Source organism: Streptomyces amritsarensis, assembly GCF_001953875.1.
GTDB classification, from domain to species: domain Bacteria; phylum Actinomycetota; class Actinomycetes; order Streptomycetales; family Streptomycetaceae; genus Streptomyces; species Streptomyces amritsarensis.
Window position 1 is genome coordinate 1 of record NZ_MQUR01000133.1, and the last position, 15,751, is coordinate 15,751.

A 15,751-nucleotide genomic window follows, 5' to 3' on the forward strand; every position below is an offset into this window, starting at 1 on the left:
GGGGCCGCGGAGCAGACCGCGTACCTTCCGCCGTACCCGGGTCCCGGTCTGGAGCAGGGCGGGGCCGCGGAGCAGACCGCGTACCTTCCGCCGTACCCGGGTCCCGGTCTGGAGCAGGGCGGGGCCGCGGAGCAGACCGCGTACCTTCCGCCGTACCCCGGTCCGGGCCTGGAGCAGGGCGGCGCCGCGGAGGAGACCCGGGGGCACCGTCCAGCGGCGGCCGGGGGGCTCCCGCCCCACGCGGACGCCGACCCGGCTCCGGCTTCGGCTTCGGCTCCGGCCGGGAACGCCGCCGACGCGCCGGGGGCCGAGTGGTCGCCGCCCACCCTCGCCGGGAACACCCTGCGGGCCGTGGACCCGGCCCAGGCCCGCGCCGAAGGCCGCTCGCCGATCATCGACCCCGGTCCGCAGTCGGCCATACTGACCGCCGCGCTCGGCCTGCTCCTCGCCGCGGCCGCCGCCCTCGGGCAGTTCGCCCTGCTCGTGCCGCTGATCGCCCTCCAGGGCCTCACCGCGGCCGGCTGGTTCCGCCTCAACGGCATGTGGCCGGCCCGGCAGGGCATCGCCCTCGCCTTCGCCGGAGCCCTGGCCGCCGACGCGGCCGTGCTCGCGGTGGCGCAGGCGCACGGCGCCGGCGCGATCGTCGGCACCCTCGGCGCCTGGGTGCTGCTCACCCTCGTGCTCCAGCTGCGCAGCCAGGCCGATCCCGACGAGCGGATGTACGGGCTGATGGCCTCGGTGGCCTCGGCCGCCCTCGCCGTCATCTGCGCCGGCTACCTGGCCGCCGACACCGCCGCCGTCACGGTCGGGGCGGCCGCCGTGGCCGTTGCCGTCTTCGTCCGCGCGCTGCCGCTGCCCACCGCCCCGTCCGTCGGCGTCTCGCTGGCCTCGGCCGCCGGCGCGGGCGTCGCGGTCGGCGGGATCACCTCCGTCGGGGTCGGCGGGGCGCTGCTCGGCCTGGCCGCCGGGGTGTGCGCGCTGGTCGGGCTGCGCGTGGCGGCGTACGACTACCCGTCGAAGTTCGTGCACATGACGGCCGGTGTCGCGCTGCCGCTCGCGGCCGCCGCCCCCGCCGTGTACCTGATCGGACGGGTGGTGGGCTGACCTGCGCCGTCACACCACCGCTGACGGTCTCCTGACGGCCGGACATGGTCAACTAGACCGCACGTACCGATAAGTAGGGGGAGGGCACGTGCGTATCCTGCGCGTCGTTGTGATCATCTCAGTGGTGCTCGGGGCCTTGTTCGTGGGCGTGGACCGCTGGGCGGTCGGCTACGCCGAGAACCAGCTGGCCGACCGAATACAGGCCCGGCAGGGCCTGGCCGGCAGCACGGAGGTGGAGATCCACGGGTTTCCCTTCCTGACCCAGGCCCTCAGCCACGACCTGGACCGGGTCGACCTGAAGCTCAAGGGCGTCGAGGTCGCCGCCGAGGGCCGCAAGACGCGCCTGTCGGAGCTCCGCGCGAGCTTCCGCGGCGTGCGGCTCGACGGCGACTACAGCGGCGGCACGGCCGAGCGTGCCGAGGGCACCGGGCTCATCACGTACGCCGACCTGACCGCGGCCTCGCAGACCGGCGCGACCCTGTCCTACGGCGGGGCTCCCGGCAAGGTGAAGGTCACCGCGTCGGTGGACCTCGCCGGCCGGAAGCTGTCGCGCAGCGTCATCTCGACGATCGCGCTCGTGGACGCGCCGGACGCCAAGGGCGGCAAGATCGTCCGGGTGCGCGCCGAAGAGGTGCCGGGCGAGGGCATCCCGGGCCTGGAGCGGCTGGTCCGGCGGCAGACCGACTTCGACCGCAACATCGAGAGCGGGCTCCCGGCGGGCCTGCAGTTCTCGGCCCTGACCTCGGACGAGGCCGGCGTGCACCTCACCCTGGGCGGCTCGAACGTGGTGATGGCCGGATCGTGAGACAGGGTGGTCCGATCCGTAGAAGGACGGGCCGCGCGACGGGTCCCGGAGCGGCCCGGGCGTCCGGGAAGAGCCTTCTCATCCCAGCATGCGGACGATCCTGTCTCGGAATATGACACACCGGTGACAGGGCGGCTGATTCCTCCCTACGATCCATGGCTATGAAGCATCAGCAGGCGGACCTCACGAAGCGACGGGCAGTAGACCTGTGTCGCGTCGCCGCCATGCTCTGTCGATCCATGTGACGTGTGAGCGCATCCGCTCCATCAGCCGGACGACGGCCCCGACAGGCCTTTCCCGCGTGACCGCACCTGCCTCCCGACCCTGACGCCTCCCCGCGCAGGAGAACGAGCGCACCCGCAGGCACGCAGCACAGCGCACCCCGCACCGCCCCGCCGCACACTGCCCCGGAGGAGACCACCATGAGCCGCAGCGACGTCCTCGTAGACGCCGACTGGGTCGAGGCCCACCTGAACGACGCCAATGTCGTCATCGTCGAGGTGGACGAGGACACGTCCGCCTACGACAAGAACCACATCACCAACGCCGTCCGGATCGACTGGAAGACCGACCTCCAGGACCCGGTCCGCCGCGACTTCGTGGACCAGGAGGGCTTCGAGAAGCTCCTCTCCGCCAAGGGCATCTCCAACGACGACACCGTCGTCCTCTACGGCGGCAACAACAACTGGTTCGCCTCCTACGCCTACTGGTACTTCAAGCTCTACGGCCACCAGGACGTCAAGCTCCTCGACGGCGGCCGCAAGAAGTGGGAGCTCGACTCCCGCGACCTGGTCGACGGCAAGGACGTCCCCAACCGCCCGGCCACCGAGTACAAGGCCAAGGCCCAGGACACCTCCATCCGCGCCTTCCGCGACGACGTCGTGGCCGCGATCGGCTCCCTGAACCTGGTCGACGTCCGCTCCCCCGACGAGTTCTCGGGCAAGCTGCTCGCCCCGGCGCACCTCCCGCAGGAGCAGTCGCAGCGCCCCGGCCACGTGCCGAGCGCCCGCAACATCCCGTGGTCGAAGAACGCCAACGACGACGGCACCTTCAAGTCGGACGACGAGCTCAAGGCCCTCTACGAGGCCGAGCAGGTCGACCTGGCGAAGGACACCATCGCCTACTGCCGCATCGGCGAGCGCTCCGCGCTCACGTGGTTCGTGCTGCACGAGCTCCTGGGCCAGGAGAACGTCAAGAACTACGACGGCTCGTGGACCGAGTACGGCTCGCTGGTCGGCGTGCCGATCGAGCTCGGCCCCAACAAGTAATCCCGGGCACGCGACGCCCTCGTAGTACGACCTCTCCAGGACAGGACAGAGAACATGTGTGGAGCACAGATCGGCGGGCCCGACCTCGCGACCCTCAAGCCCGGTGAGACCGCGATCCAGGGCCAGGTGACCAAGGACGGCGAGCCCGTCAGCGGTTACGTGCGGCTGCTGGACTCGACCGGCGAGTTCACCGCCGAGGTCCCGACCTCGGCCACCGGCCAGTTCCGCTTCTACGCCGCCACCGGCTCCTGGACGCTGCGCGCGCTCGTCCCGGGTGCCCAGGCGGACCGTGCCGTCGTCGTCGCCGAGGCCGGCGGCGTGACGGACGTGGCGATCGCGGTCTGAGCACCGCACACCTGATCGCCTGATCGATCGGCCGAAGGGCCGCACCCCCGGGGGTTGGACGCCACTGGGACGGGGTGCGGCCCTTCGCGCCGTCCGCGCGCGGTTCTACGCTGGAGGCATGTACGCCCGGCGTCGGCGCGCCTACTTCCTGCTGATGGGCGGATGCCTGTTCCTCTTCGTCTCCGCCTGGTCCTTCGTGCGCCTGTGGTCGGTCGAGGCCGCTGTGGCCATGTGCGTCGTCGCCATGGTCATCCTGCCGGTCGCCGCGATGGTCGCGAACCGGCGAGGGCCCGACGACCGCTGGTGGGACGACCCCTCGGGCGACCCGAAGTCCGACGAGTGGTGGGACGAACTGGACGGAAAGCGGCGCCGCGAGGACTGAATCCCCCACGAGACAAGAACGTGATCAGCGTACGTACAACTGCCCGAGCGGGCTGCGGGTCATGGGGTACGCGCGGGTAACCAGCCCGCGCTTCTCGGTTGTGTGGGGGACCCCGTTGGAACACGAACAGACCAGCCCTGAGCAGCGGAAAGAGGGGGAGAGCGCACCGGAGTCGACCACTTCGGACACGTCGGACATCTCGGCCACCCCGGCCGCGCGGCGGCGGCGCGTGCGCCGCACGACGCTCCTGATCGCGGGCGCGGCCGTGCTCGGCGCCCTCGCCGGCACCGCCACCGGCTACGCGGTCCAGTACCACCGCGAGCCCACGCCGCTGCCGCCGCTGGCCCAGCAGAAGATGGACGGGCCGAAGCCCGCCGCCATGAACGACGCGACGAGCCACCGCTCCATCAACGCCCACCGCTGGCACAAGGCGGACGAGGACCTGGCCAAGAAGCTGCTGGAGGTCCCGGGAGGCGCGCAGGACAGCTTCTCGGGCCCTGTGTCCACCGACACCTTCTCCGCGGACTACTTCCTCGAGCCCTCCCAGGCGGTCGGCTCGCTCATCAGGCAGGGCAAGCGTCTCGCCACCGCCCGGTGGGCCGAGAACGACCGGAACTTCGTCGAGGTCAATCTGCTCCAGTTCCGCGACCGCGCGGGCGCCGACGACTTCTACACGGACATCGTCCAGTACATGCCCGAGAAGGACCACGCGGGCAACACGGGCAAGGACCTCCCGGGCGCCCCGTCGGACTTCGGGCACATGTGGATCGACTCCAAGGCGCACCAGGAGCCCGGTTACCACCCGATCCGGCAGAGCCGCGCCGTGGTCCGGCGCGGCGACATCGTGATGAGCGTCAAGTACACGAACAACCGCGGCGAGATCGACGAGAAGGCCCTGGTCGAGCTGGCCAAGCGACAGATGGAGCGGCTGTGACCGAGCAGCAGAACGCAACCGGGCCCGAGTCGGCGCCCGCGCCCGAGTCGGCGGTCGAGCCCGCGCCCGCGCCCGAGTCGGCGGTCGAGCCGGCGGCGGCCCCCGTACGCAGGAGGAACCGCAGGACGCTCGCGCTGGTCTCGGCGGCCGTGGCCGTCGTCGTCCTCGCGGGCGGCGGTGTCGCCGCCGCGGCCGCCCTCGCGGACGCGGACCGGACCGCGCCGACGCGGTACTGGGTGGCCGAGGACCACACGACCGGCGGCACCGCGGCCCCGGTCCCCTCCGTACCGCCCAACGAGCTGACGGGCAAGCTGATGCCGCTCCCCGCCAACTACTGGCCCGGTCCCGACCTCGACCCCGAGGGCAACGACTACTTCCTGCCGAGCGACAAGGCGCTGCAGAGCTTCAAGGACGCCCGCACGGGCCTCTCCAGCACGGAGCGGGCCGAACGCGACAAGGCGCTGGCGGACCTGAAGCTGGCCGGCATGGCCGGGCGCAGCTACGCCCGCGGGGAAGGCCACGGCGCCGCGGTCGCCGAGATCCGGCTCATCCAGGCCGATCCGCAGCAGCTGGCCCGGTTCGCCGAGTTCACCAAGAAGCTCATCGAGCTCACCGCCGGCGGCGAGGCGCCCCAGGTGGACGGCTACCCGCAGGCCAAGTGCGGGCTGGACGACTCGCTCAAGGGCGGGAAGGACGGCAAGGAGAAGATCGAAGCCCTCGACTGCGTGGCCGTCGAAGGGAACGTCCTGGTGACCTTCCGCATGTACGGGAGCAAGGGATTCGCGGCGAAGGACGCCGCGAGCCTCTTCAAGCAGCAACTCGACCACCTCAAGTCCCCCGGAGAGTCCGCGTGAGCAGCGAGCAGACCACCACCGGCCCCGAGGCGGAGCCCACGCCCGTTCCCGCCGTCGAGCAGCCGCCCGTGCCCGCTGCCGAGCCCGCGCCCGCCGCGTCGCCGTCCGAGCCCGCCGCACCCTCGCCCGCGCCGGCTGCCGAGCCCGCGCCCGCCGCGTCGCCGTCCGAGGCGTCCGGCTGGGTGGCCCCGCCCGCCCCGCCGAAGGACCGGCGGGCGCTGTTCGCCGCCCTGCGCTGGACCGCCGCCGTCGCCGTGTTCGCCGCGGTCGGCACCGGGGTCGCGTACGGGATCACGGCGGCCGAGCGCACCGACGTCCCCGGGCTGTCCACCGAGGGCGACGGCCGCTGGACGTTCCCGCAGCTCTCCCAGCCCGCGCTGCCCGCGGGCGCCCCCCTGCCCCAGGGCCCCGACAACCAGGACGGGACGCACTACGCGCCGCTCACCGGCCTGCTCCTGCCCGCTCCCCAGGGCGCCAAGGCCGACGACGCGGTCAAGGCGGACAAGGACGGTGCGGTACCGGTCGACGCCTTCCTGGAGGAGTACGCGCCCGAAGCCCGCGAGAAGCTCAAGACGTCCCTCGAATGGGACGGGCTGCGGCAGATCGCCGGCCGGGGCTGGACGACGCCGGACGGCACGCGCACGCACGTCTACCTGCTGCGCTTCCACTCGTCGGGCTTCGTGGACGCCTTCAGGGGCTGCGACACCAACGCTCAGCTGAACGGTGTCTCCGCCCTCGACCTGGACGACGTCTGGAGCAAGGCCAAGAACACGCAGATGAACAGCGCCGCGCTGGACTTCCCCGGCGCCGCCAACTTCGACGGCACCGACCTCAGCGTGTACCAGGAGATGAAGCCCGTCACCGGCGAGGAGCAGACCAAGGTCGGCTGCCTCCGGACGGGTGACGTCCTGGGCATGGTCATCCAGTCCCGCAAGGGCGAGGTGGCCCCCGTCCCCTTCCACCAGACGGTGATCCTGCAGGGCCAGCTGCTGGGCTGACCGCCGGGGGCCGACCGGTACGGCCCACCTCACACCGTGCGCCGGTCCCCGGGCCAGTAGGCTTGGGGACCGGCCCCGTACAGCCCCGAAACGATTCCGAGGAGCACCCCGTGCTTGAGGCAGTCTTCACCTCCCTGCTGGTCCTGGTCTGCGTCGGCGTCATGGCCTTCACCGGCCTGGCCGTCAAGAAGCTGTACCAGGGTCAGCGCTGAGCTCCGGCTCGGCTGACCGCCCCGGAACCCCTCCCACAGATCGCCTGAGCAGCCACACATGATCCAGATCCCGTCCGACCTGAACCCGGGCCTCGTCCCCCTCGCCTTCCTCCTCGGCAACTGGGAGGGCGCGGGAGTCTTCGACTTCCCCGGTGAGGAGAAGTGCAACTTCGGCCAGGAGGTCGTCTTCAGCCACGACGGCCGGGACTTCCTGCACTACACCTCCCACACGTGGGTCCTCGACGCCGAGGGCAACAAGGTGCGGCCGCTGGAGTCCGAGTCGGGTTACTGGCGCATCGACAAGGACCGCAAGGTCGAGATCGTCATGGTCCGCGACCAGGGCGTCGTCGAGGTCTGGTACGGCGAGCTCGCCGACCAGAAGCCCCAGATCGACCTGGTCACCGACGCGGTCGCCCGCACCGCGGCCTCCGGCCCGTACAGCGGCGGCAAGCGGCTCTACGGCTACGTGAAGAGCGACCTCATGTGGGTGGGCGAGAAGGCCACCCCGGAAGTCGAACTGCGCCCGTACATGTCGGCACAGCTCAAGAAGGTCGTCACGCCCGAGGAGGTCGCCGAGATGGCGCGCAACCTCCCCGACATGCCGGACGACGGCATCGCCTTCTTCCGCTGAGCGCAATCCTCCCCAGGCTGTGCCCGAAAGGGGACCGCGGGCTCGACCGCGGTCCCCTTCGCACACATACACTGACGGGGTGGTGAGCACCGAGAGCACCGGGGGAACCCCGGGCGCGGACTGGAAGACCGACCTGCGGCGGCGCGGCTACCGGCTGACCCCGCAGCGCCAGCTCGTGCTGGAAGCCGTGGACGCGCTGGAGCACGCCACTCCGGACGAGATCCTGGCGGAAGTGCGCAAGACGGCCTCCGGTGTGAACATCTCCACCGTCTACCGGACGCTGGAGCTCCTGGAGGAGCTCGGCCTGGTCTCGCACGCCCACCTCGGACACGGGGCCCCCACCTACCACCTGGCCGACCGGCACCACCACATCCACCTGGTCTGCCGCGACTGCGCCGACGTCATCGAGGCGGACGTCGACATCGCCGCCGAGTTCACCGCGAAGCTCCGTACGACCTTCGGGTTCGAGACCGACATGAAGCACTTCGCGATCTTCGGACTGTGCAAGAAGTGCGCTGCGAAGCAGCGTGCCGCCCACGCGTAGCAGGGTCGTAGGCTTGGGCGCATGACCAGCAGCCCCTTGCTCCATCTTCCCGGCGCCGTCCAGGCCGAAGGCCGCGACGAGGGCGTCGCCGCCCACTACGGCGAGCTGTACGGCGAACAGCGCGCGCTCGCGGACGGCCGCGGCTTCGTCGACCTCTCCCACCGCGGGGTCGTCGCCGTCACCGGACCGGAGCGGCTGAGCTGGCTGCACCTGCTGATCACCCAGCACGTCACCGAGCTTCCGGCCGGGCAGGCCACGGAGGCACTGATCCTCTCCGCCAACGGCCACATCGAGCACGCGCTCTACCTCGTCGACGACGGCGAGACGACGTGGGCGCACGTGGAGCCCGGCACCCAGGGCGACCTGATCGCCTACCTGGAGTCGATGAAGTTCTTCTACCGGGTCGAAGTCGCCGACCGCACCGAGGAGTTCGCGGTCGTGCACCTGCCGGCCGGCTCCATCGACGAGGTCGCCAAGGACCTCGTCGTGCGCGAGACGGCCTACGGCCGGGACGTCTTCCTGCCCCGCGCCGAGCTGGAGTCCTTCGCCGCCGCCCACGGACCGGCCGCCGGCCTCCTCGCCTACGAGGCCCTGCGCGTCGAGGGGCACCGGCCGCGGGTCGGCCTGGAGACCGACCACCGCACCATCCCGCACGAGCTCGGTTGGATCGGCACCGCGGTGCACCTGCAGAAGGGCTGCTACCGCGGCCAGGAGACGGTCGCCCGCGTCCACAACCTGGGCAAGCCGCCGCGCCGCCTGGTCTTCCTGCACCTGGACGGCTCCGAGGTCGTCCTGCCGGCCCACGGCGCCCCGGTCCGGCTCGCGGCCGACGGCGAGGAGGGCCGCCAGCTGGGCTTCGTGACCACCGCCGTCCGCCACCACGAGCTGGGCCCGATCGCCCTCGCCCTGGTCAAGCGGAACGTCCCGGTCGATGCCCCGCTGCTGGTGGGCGGGACGGCCGCCGCCCAGGAGGTCGTCGTAGCCCCCTGACGCCCGGGCCTACACGTCGACGACGATGGTGAACGGGCCGTGGTTGGTCAGCGACACCCGCATGTCCGCCCCGAACCGGCCCGTCGCCACCGTCGCGCCGAGCGCGCGCAGCTGCGCCACGACCTCGTCGACCAGCGGCTCGGCGACCGGCCCGGGCGCTGCCGCGTTCCACGTGGGGCGCCGCCCCTTGCGGGCGTCGCCGTAGAGCGTGAACTGGGAGATCACCAGCAGCGGCGCCCCGTTGTCGCTGCAGGACTTCTCGCCCTCCAGGATCCGCACGGACCACAGCTTGCGCGCCAGCAGCGCAGCCTTCTCCGGCGTGTCGTCGTGGGTCACCCCCACCAGCACGCACAGCCCCTCGCCGACGATCTCGCCCACGGTCTCGCCGTCCACGACGACGCTCGCGCCGTCCACCCTCTGCACCACAGCTCGCATACCACCTGTGTACCAGCCGTGCACCCGTCCGGGGCCGATCGGGTGGCGTGGGACTGCACCGGGGCCACGGAGAGTGGCACGATGCACGCAGGCGGTGCGGGTGCGCCGCACCGGTCGAGGGGACGGACCACATGAATACTTCTGGTACCTCCGTACCTGCATCACCCGCTTCCGTCGCAGCTGCCGCGGTACGACCGCCCGCGCAGCGCACGGCCGACACGCAGGGGCAGGGGCCCGGGGCCCCGGCCACCACCGCGCTCGGGCTGCCCGAGCTGCGTGCGCTGCGCCGTGACGCGCAGCGCGACGAGGCGGATCTGAGCTATGTGCGCAGACTGCTCCAGGGCCGCATCGACATCCTGCGCGCCGAGCTCGCCCGGCGGACCGATCCCGAGGCGCCGGTGGTGGACCGGCTCTCGGTGATCCTCGCCGACGCCCCCTCCAGCCGCAGCGCGTCCGCCCGGCACGTCACGCTCGGCACGCCGCACAGCGAGGAGTACCGGGTGCTGGCGGCGGAGATGCTCGCGGACGTGGAGCTGTCGGACCTTCAGGCCCGCACGGACGGCGAACTCCACGACGGGATGGGCCGGCTGGTGCGCTACGAGCAGCAGGTCTCGCGGCGCCGACAGCAGCTCCAGCGCACGGTGGACGAGTGCAGCGCGGAGATCACCCGGCGGTACCGGGAGGGAGAAGCGCAGGTGGACGACCTGCTCACGTAGGAAATTCGGGCGACCCGCGCCGGTCGGGCGATTAGCGTGGGCCGCTATGAGTGCTGACGTCCGGCCGATCGCCGAATCCGAACTCCACGACTGGCTGCGTGCCGTTCACACCGGTTTCCTGACCGCGACCCGGGTGACGGACTCCGATGTCGCCCAGCGCGCCAAGTACAACGATCTCGCCCGCACCCAGGGCGCGTTCGACGGCGAAACAGGCCGCTGCGTGGGGGCTTTCCGTTCCTTCGCGCAGGAGTTGACCGTTCCCGGCGGGGCCGCCGTGCCCGTCTCCGCCGTCTCCAACGTGGGCGTGCTGCCCACCCACCGCCGCCAGGGCCTGCTGACCCGGATGATGGCCGCCGAGTTCGCCGCGGCCGGCGAGCGCGGCGACGTCCTGGCGACGCTCATCGCCGCCGAGTACCCGATCTACGGGCGGTACGGGTTCGGGCCCGCGACCACCCTCACGGAATGGGAGATCGACGTACCGCGCACCGGGCTGGACCGGCGGTGGTCGGCGCCCGCGGACGGCGGGCGGATCGACCTGGTGGACGCCGCCGAGTTCCGGAGGTTCGGTCCCGCACTGCACGACAGGGTGCGGGCGGCCGTGCCGGGGGCCGTGGACCGCGGCGAGCGCTGGTGGAACGTGGCCACCGGGCTGGAGGAGATGTCGCACCGGCCCTACAAGGAGAAGTTCCACGCCGTGTACCGGACGGCGCAGGGCGAGGTGGCCGGCGTGGCCGTCTACACCGCCGACGACCACTGGACGGACGCCAAGGTCCCGCAGAACACCGTGCAGGTGCAGGACCTGCTGGCGCTCACCCCGCAGGCGGAGCGGGCGCTGTGGCACTTCCTGTGCTCCATCGACTGGGTGCTGAAGGTCCGCACCGGCTACCGGGCCCCCGACGACCTCCTCCCGCACCTGCTGCCCGACCCGCGCTCGGCCCGCGTCGTGACGTCCGCCGACTTCCTGTGGGTGCGGGTCCTGGACGTCGTACGGGCGCTGGGCGCGCGGACGTACGAGGTGCCCGGGGTGCTCGTGCTGGAGGTCGCGGACGAGGCGGGACCGGCGGCCGGCCGCTACCGGCTGGATGCGGGGGCGGGGGTGTGCGAGCGCACGCAGGAGGCGGCCGACCTGAGGCTGGGCGTGTCCGCGCTGGGATCCTTGTACCTCGGTGACGCGTCCGCGGCGCGGCTGGCCGCGCTCGGGCAGGTGGTCGAGGAGCGGCCGGGTGCGGTCGCGTCGGCGGACGCGGTGTTCCGCACCGCGCGCCGACCCTGGTGCCCGGACGTCTTCTGAGGCCGCCGGCAGCGGAAGGCGGTGCGCGGACGGCGGATGGCGGATCGAAGGACTGAGGTTGTGGCGTCACTTGTGGAGTCCCTGCGTGCGGCCGGCTGCGTCTTCGCGGAGGAGGAGGCGGAGTTGCTGAGCGGTGCCGCCCGGGACGACGCGCACCTGGCGGAGCTGCTGGCCCGCCGGGTGGCCGGGGAGCCGCTCGAACACGTCGTCGGCTGGGCGGAGTTCTGCGGCCTGCGGGTACAGGTGGGTGCGGGGGCCTTCGTGCCGCGCAGGCGTACCGAGTTCCTGGTGGCGCAGGCGGTGGCGCTGACCCGGTCGGGTGCGGTGGTGCTGGACCTGTGCTGCGGGGTCGGGGCGCTGGGCGCGGCGGTGGCGGCGCAGTCGCCGGGCGGGGTGGAGCTGCACGCCGCCGACGTCGACCCGGCGGCACTGGCGTACGCGCGACGCAACGTGGCCCCGTACGGCGGCCGGGTGTGGGAGGGCGACCTGTACGCCGCGCTCCCGCCGGAGCTGCGCGGGCGGGTGGACGTCCTGGTGGCCAACGCCCCGTACGTGCCCACGGAGGAGATCGGGCTGATGCCGTCGGAGGCGCGCGACCACGAGCCGCTGGTCTCGCTGGACGGCGGGGCCGACGGCCTGGACGTCCACCGCCGGATCGCGGCTGGGGCCCCGGCCTGGCTGGCCCCGGGAGGGCACCTGCTGATCGAGACGAGCGCCCGGCAGGCCCCGTCGACGGCGTCGGCGCTGACCTCGGCGGGCCTGGCGGTCCGGGCGGTCGGCTCGGAGGAGCTGTACGCGACGGTGGTGATCGGCACGTCCTGAGCGGCGCCCGCCCGCAAGCCGGCCCCGCGCACGGGCGGCCCAGGCACACGTAGGCGGAGCAATGCGGGGTAGACGGCCAGAGGGTCCAGAGGGTGAGGCCGCCGGGGCCACCGGGAGATGTTGCAAGCATCTGCTTGCAAAAGTTAGCGGGGTCGGGCAGGATCTGCAGCATGGCATCGCTCAACGTCGGAAATCTCGGCGAATACCTCCGCGAGCAACGGCGGCAGGCGCAGCTCTCGCTGCGGCAGCTGGCCGATGCGGCGGGGGTGTCGAATCCGTACCTGAGCCAGATCGAGCGCGGGCTGCGCAAGCCGAGCGCGGACATCCTCCAGCAGCTGGCCAAGGCGCTGCGGATCTCCGCGGAGACGCTGTACGTGCAGGCCGGGATCCTGGACGAGCGGGACCGCGACGAGGTGGAGACGCGAGCCGTCATACTCGCCGACCCGTCGATCAACGAGCGGCAGAAGCAGGTGCTGCTCCAGATCTACGAGTCGTTCCGCAAGGAGAACGCGCTCGACGCGCCCGCCGTTCCCGAGGGGCCGGACGTTCCCCACGGGCCGGACACGCCCGGCACGCCCTCCGACGAGATGCCGCCGAAGACCGACTGAAGTTGATCCGGGAGGACCAGCACATGGCCATCGCCGATGACCTGAAGAAGACCCTCACCGACCCCACTCCCCTCTACTTCGCCGCCGGCACCGCCGACCTCGCCGTCCAGCAGGCGAAGAAGGTGCCGGAGCTCATCGAGCAGCTGCGCGCCGAGGCCCCCGCGCGCATCGAGGCCGTGAAGAACACGGACCCGAAGGCCGTGCAGGAAGCGGTCACCGCCAAGGTCGCCGAGGTGTTCGGCGCGATCGACCCGAAGAAGATCGGGGAGAGCGCCCAGGACCTGGCGCTGCGCGGTGTCGGTGTCGCCGCCGAGTACGCGGTGCGCGCCAAGGAGACCTACGACAAGGTCGCCGAGCACGGTGAGCAGGCCGTGCGGGCCTGGCGCGGCGAGGTCTCCGAGGAGATCGTCGACATCGCGGTCGTCGTCGAGCCGCGGCCCGAGCCGGCGGCCGAGGACGCCGCCGAGGAGCGTCCCGCGGCCAAGAAGCCCGCCGCGCGCAAGAGCACGGCCAAGAAGGCCGTCGTCACCGCGGACGACGCGAGCTGAACCGCGCCCGCATGGGCGACCACGGGCCGGGCACCCTTCCAGGGCCCGGCCCGTTGTGGTTGATGCGGGGGCGTGTGCCGGTAGCGTGGAGTGAGCCGGCATCGGAAGTGCGAAGCGGAAGCGTGAGAAGGCGGTCGAAGCGATGTTGATGGACGGGTTCGATCGAGGGGTGATCCCGCTGCTCGGGCTCGCCATGCTGGTGCTCGCGGTGGTGGCCTTCGGGTTCGCGCTGCTGGCCCGGGACGACGCGTACCGGGCGGCGGACAAGCAGAGCAAGACGTTCTGGCTGGTCATCCTCGGCATCACCGTGCTCGTGGACGCCTTTTTGGGGCTGCTCTTCCTGCAGATCGCGGGCCTGGTGGCGACCATCGTGTTCTTCGTGGACGTGCGGCCCGCCCTCAAGCAGGTCTCGGGCGGCGGCCGCCGCAGCGGCGGCAGCAGCAGTGACGGGCCGTACGGCCCCTACAACGGCGGCCGGTAGCCCTTCACCGGTGCGGGGAGGGGCGGGGCCGGGGTCGGCCCGGCTCAGCCTTCGGCGCGGGAGAGCAGGACCACGGCCACGTCGTCGGTGAGCTCGCCGCCGTTGAGGCGGCGGGCCTCGGTGACGGAGGCCTCCAGCAGCCCCTCGCCGCTCAGACCGAGGTCCAGGTGGCGGTTGATCATCTCGACCATGCCGTCCTGGCCCAGGCGTTCCTTCCCCTCGCCGATCCGCCCCTCGATGAGGCCGTCGGTGTAGAGCATCAGGCTCCAGGTGCCGCCGAGCTCGACCTGCCGGCGCGGCCAGCGGGCCCGCGGCAGCAGTCCCAGGGCCGGTCCGCTGTTCTCGTACGGCAGGAGCCGCGCGCGGCGCCCCGGACGAGAGATCAGCGGGGCCGGATGGCCGGCCAGGCACAGGCCGGCGCGGCGGCCGTCGGGGGCGATGTCGACGGTGCACAGCGTCGCGAAGATCTCCTCGCAGGGGCGCTCCACCTCAAGCACCTCCTGGAGGGTGGCCAGCAGGTCGTCGCCGCACAGCCCGGCCAGGGTCAGGGCGCGCCAGGCGATGCGGAGCTCGACACCGAGGGCGGCTTCGTCCGGCCCGTGGCCGCAGACATCGCCGATCATCGCGTGGACGGTGCCGTCGGGGGTGCGGACGGTGTCGTAGAAGTCACCGCCGAGGAGGGCCCGGCTGCGGCCGGGGCGGTAGCGGGCGGCGAAGCGCAGATCGGAGCCGTCGAGCAGGGGGGTGGGGAGCAGGCCGCGCTCCAGGCGGGCGTTCTCCTGAGCCCGCAGTTTCGATTCTGCAAGCTTGTACTGGGCGATGTCGGCCCGTTTTCTCTCCACGGCGTAGCGGATGGCGCGGCTCAGTAGCCGGCCGTCCAGCTCGTCCCGGAAGAGGAAGTCCTGGGCGCCGACGCGGACTGCCTCGGCGGCGCGCTCGGCGTCGTCCTCGTCGGTGAGGACGAGCACGGCGTGCCGGGGCGCGAGGCGCAGCACCTGGTGGAGGACGGCGAGCTGCTGGTCCACGGTGGCGGTGGCCGCCGTGGCCGCGCCGGCGGCGCGGGCAGCGGAGCCGGCGCCGTTTCCGTGTCCCGGGAGGGACAGGTCGAGCAGGATGCAGTGCACGTCGGGGGTGAGCAGCCGCTCGGCCTCGGTGAGGTTGCGGGCCGTGCGGAGCCGGATGCGGTGGCCGTCGGCGTCGAGGATCTCGGGGACGGTGAGCCCGCCGGCGGGATCGTCCTCGATGACCAGGAGGGTCAGGGCGGTGGTCTGCGGGGTCGCCTGTGCGACACCGGCACCGACGGAGGCGGGCGGTGCGGCGGTGTGCAGAACGGCCTGACCGCTCTCCGTGGCGGGGGTGTCCCTCTGCCGCGGTACGGGTACGGGCATCGTTTCCGGTTCCTTCCCTCCCCCCGAGGGTGCGCTCCGGCAGACCCTAGCGGTCCCGGCCCCGCGAACGGAATGCCGTTCTAGGCGGGGGCCTCCGTCATATGCCGTCATCACGGGGGAAAATCGGCCTCACTGGATGACAAAGGTCACGGCGGGGCCGCGTTCCGTCCCGTGTACCGAGACGTACCCCGCCCCCGCCGGGTTGCTGCCGGGTGGTGGGGTTGCCCTGGCGGGGCGGTGCGGTTGCCCTGGCCGGGCGGTGCGGTGGCTTTGGCCGGGGGTGTGGTGGTCTGCGGGGCGGTGGCTGCGGTTGCCCTGGGCGGGCTGGGCTGGTGTTTTCGGTCTGCGGGCCGGTGGCCGCGCCTCAAGCGCCGGCGGGGCTGGGTTGGTCCGGC

At 72.4% G+C, this 15,751-nt stretch carries 20 protein-coding genes; 18 read left to right on the top strand and 2 right to left on the bottom strand.

The genetic code is table 11. The features are described from left to right. The 12 genes from AVW11_RS32930 to ygfZ form a co-directional block, all read left to right on the top strand. On the top strand, positions 1-1,104 hold a 1,104-nt coding region (locus AVW11_RS32930), incomplete at its 5' end, for a hypothetical protein (protein WP_240528327.1). Between the two features lie 88 nt (positions 1,105-1,192). Next, complete coding sequence (locus AVW11_RS32935; RefSeq protein WP_076046866.1) at positions 1,193-1,909, top strand: LmeA family phospholipid-binding protein; 717 nt, start codon at positions 1,193-1,195, stop codon at positions 1,907-1,909. 161 nt (positions 1,910-2,070) lie between these two features. After that, positions 2,071-2,154 (top strand): putative leader peptide, encoded by an 84-nt coding sequence (locus AVW11_RS39385; RefSeq protein WP_350206375.1) that lies wholly within the window; start codon positions 2,071-2,073, stop codon positions 2,152-2,154. Positions 2,155-2,331: 177 nt separating this feature from the next. Beyond that, a complete protein-coding gene (locus AVW11_RS32945) occupies positions 2,332-3,177 on the top strand; it encodes a sulfurtransferase (RefSeq protein ID WP_030855188.1) in 846 nt (281 codons plus the stop codon). A 54-nt stretch (positions 3,178-3,231) separates the two neighbouring features. Beyond that, positions 3,232-3,522 carry a DUF1416 domain-containing protein gene (locus AVW11_RS32950; protein WP_030030422.1) on the top strand — a complete coding sequence of 97 codons (291 nt, stop codon included), beginning with the start codon at positions 3,232-3,234 and terminating at the stop codon, positions 3,520-3,522. A 118-nt stretch (positions 3,523-3,640) separates the two neighbouring features. Then, positions 3,641-3,904, top strand: coding sequence for a DUF3099 domain-containing protein (locus AVW11_RS32955; protein WP_030855187.1), 264 nt, complete (start codon positions 3,641-3,643; stop codon positions 3,902-3,904). A gap of 115 nt (positions 3,905-4,019) precedes the next feature. Beyond that, positions 4,020-4,838, top strand: coding sequence for a hypothetical protein (locus AVW11_RS32960; protein WP_079250895.1), 819 nt, complete (start codon positions 4,020-4,022; stop codon positions 4,836-4,838). Further along, positions 4,835-5,692 carry a hypothetical protein gene (locus tag AVW11_RS32965; RefSeq protein WP_107423374.1) on the top strand — a complete coding sequence of 286 codons (858 nt, stop codon included), beginning with the start codon at positions 4,835-4,837 and terminating at the stop codon, positions 5,690-5,692. Before AVW11_RS32960 ends, AVW11_RS32965 begins: the two co-directional genes overlap by 4 nt. Beyond that, positions 5,689-6,690 carry a hypothetical protein gene (locus AVW11_RS32970; protein WP_079250896.1) on the top strand — a complete coding sequence of 334 codons (1,002 nt, stop codon included), beginning with the start codon at positions 5,689-5,691 and terminating at the stop codon, positions 6,688-6,690. Before AVW11_RS32965 ends, AVW11_RS32970 begins: the two co-directional genes overlap by 4 nt. Positions 6,691-6,960: 270 nt before the next feature. Next, positions 6,961-7,533, top strand: a complete 573-nt coding sequence (locus AVW11_RS32975) for a heme-binding beta-barrel domain-containing protein (RefSeq protein ID WP_030855179.1) — start codon at positions 6,961-6,963, stop codon at positions 7,531-7,533. 79 nt (positions 7,534-7,612) lie between these two features. Further along, entirely contained in the window at positions 7,613-8,077 is a 465-nt protein-coding gene (locus tag AVW11_RS32980; RefSeq protein ID WP_225884833.1) for a Fur family transcriptional regulator, read from the top strand. A gap of 21 nt (positions 8,078-8,098) precedes the next feature. Next, the gene (gene ygfZ, locus AVW11_RS32985) at positions 8,099-9,067 is read left to right on the top strand and encodes a CAF17-like 4Fe-4S cluster assembly/insertion protein YgfZ (RefSeq protein ID WP_030855177.1); all 969 of its coding nucleotides are present in this window, start codon (positions 8,099-8,101) and stop codon (positions 9,065-9,067) included. 9 nt (positions 9,068-9,076) lie between these two features. On the opposite strand, the gene dtd is transcribed toward ygfZ, so the two are convergent. Beyond that, positions 9,077-9,502: a D-aminoacyl-tRNA deacylase gene (gene dtd, locus AVW11_RS32990; protein ID WP_060178914.1), complete on the bottom strand. Its 426-nt coding sequence runs from the start codon at positions 9,500-9,502 to the stop codon at positions 9,077-9,079. A gap of 131 nt (positions 9,503-9,633) precedes the next feature. Here dtd and AVW11_RS32995 point away from each other — a divergent pair, with 131 nt between their 5' ends. From AVW11_RS32995 to AVW11_RS33020, 6 genes are all read left to right on the top strand, one after another. Continuing rightward, on the top strand, positions 9,634-10,218 hold the full coding sequence (locus AVW11_RS32995; protein WP_030855175.1) for an RsiG family protein: 585 nt from the start codon (positions 9,634-9,636) through the stop codon (positions 10,216-10,218). Between the two features lie 46 nt (positions 10,219-10,264). Further along, the gene (locus AVW11_RS33000; protein ID WP_076046869.1) at positions 10,265-11,509 is read left to right on the top strand and encodes a GNAT family N-acetyltransferase; all 1,245 of its coding nucleotides are present in this window, start codon (positions 10,265-10,267) and stop codon (positions 11,507-11,509) included. A gap of 36 nt (positions 11,510-11,545) precedes the next feature. Beyond that, positions 11,546-12,331 carry a putative protein N(5)-glutamine methyltransferase gene (locus AVW11_RS33005; protein WP_076046870.1) on the top strand — a complete coding sequence of 262 codons (786 nt, stop codon included), beginning with the start codon at positions 11,546-11,548 and terminating at the stop codon, positions 12,329-12,331. Positions 12,332-12,501: 170 nt separating this feature from the next. Next, positions 12,502-12,939: a helix-turn-helix domain-containing protein gene (locus AVW11_RS33010; RefSeq protein ID WP_051700779.1), complete on the top strand. Its 438-nt coding sequence runs from the start codon at positions 12,502-12,504 to the stop codon at positions 12,937-12,939. 23 nt (positions 12,940-12,962) lie between these two features. Continuing rightward, complete coding sequence (locus AVW11_RS33015; RefSeq protein WP_030855166.1) at positions 12,963-13,487, top strand: hypothetical protein; 525 nt, start codon at positions 12,963-12,965, stop codon at positions 13,485-13,487. 142 nt (positions 13,488-13,629) lie between these two features. After that, on the top strand, positions 13,630-13,968 hold the full coding sequence (locus AVW11_RS33020) for a DUF2516 family protein (protein WP_030855164.1): 339 nt from the start codon (positions 13,630-13,632) through the stop codon (positions 13,966-13,968). Positions 13,969-14,012: 44 nt separating this feature from the next. On the opposite strand, the gene AVW11_RS33025 is transcribed toward AVW11_RS33020, so the two are convergent. Beyond that, a complete protein-coding gene (locus tag AVW11_RS33025; protein ID WP_030855161.1) occupies positions 14,013-15,356 on the bottom strand; it encodes a PP2C family protein-serine/threonine phosphatase in 1,344 nt (447 codons plus the stop codon). Positions 15,357-15,751 lie beyond the last annotated feature (395 nt).

Bases quoted from the DNA above. Each gene is read 5' to 3' on its own strand.
- dtd (WP_060178914.1), bottom strand. From the start codon at position 9,502: ATGCGAGCTGTGGTGCAGAGGGTGGACGGCGCGAGCGTCGTCGTGGAC.
- AVW11_RS33020 (WP_030855164.1), top strand. From the start codon at position 13,630: ATGTTGATGGACGGGTTCGATCGAGGGGTGATCCCGCTGCTCGGGCTC.
- AVW11_RS32975 (WP_030855179.1), top strand. From the start codon at position 6,961: ATGATCCAGATCCCGTCCGACCTGAACCCGGGCCTCGTCCCCCTCGCC.
- ygfZ (WP_030855177.1), top strand. From the start codon at position 8,099: ATGACCAGCAGCCCCTTGCTCCATCTTCCCGGCGCCGTCCAGGCCGAA.
- AVW11_RS39385 (WP_350206375.1), top strand. From the start codon at position 2,071: ATGAAGCATCAGCAGGCGGACCTCACGAAGCGACGGGCAGTAGACCTG.
- AVW11_RS33005 (WP_076046870.1), top strand. From the start codon at position 11,546: ATGGCGGATCGAAGGACTGAGGTTGTGGCGTCACTTGTGGAGTCCCTG.
- AVW11_RS32945 (WP_030855188.1), top strand. From the start codon at position 2,332: ATGAGCCGCAGCGACGTCCTCGTAGACGCCGACTGGGTCGAGGCCCAC.
- AVW11_RS32950 (WP_030030422.1), top strand. From the start codon at position 3,232: ATGTGTGGAGCACAGATCGGCGGGCCCGACCTCGCGACCCTCAAGCCC.
- AVW11_RS33000 (WP_076046869.1), top strand. From the start codon at position 10,265: ATGAGTGCTGACGTCCGGCCGATCGCCGAATCCGAACTCCACGACTGG.
- AVW11_RS32995 (WP_030855175.1), top strand. From the start codon at position 9,634: ATGAATACTTCTGGTACCTCCGTACCTGCATCACCCGCTTCCGTCGCA.
- AVW11_RS33025 (WP_030855161.1), bottom strand. From the start codon at position 15,356: ATGCCCGTACCCGTACCGCGGCAGAGGGACACCCCCGCCACGGAGAGC.
- AVW11_RS33015 (WP_030855166.1), top strand. From the start codon at position 12,963: ATGGCCATCGCCGATGACCTGAAGAAGACCCTCACCGACCCCACTCCC.
- AVW11_RS33010 (WP_051700779.1), top strand. From the start codon at position 12,502: ATGGCATCGCTCAACGTCGGAAATCTCGGCGAATACCTCCGCGAGCAA.
- AVW11_RS32955 (WP_030855187.1), top strand. From the start codon at position 3,641: ATGTACGCCCGGCGTCGGCGCGCCTACTTCCTGCTGATGGGCGGATGC.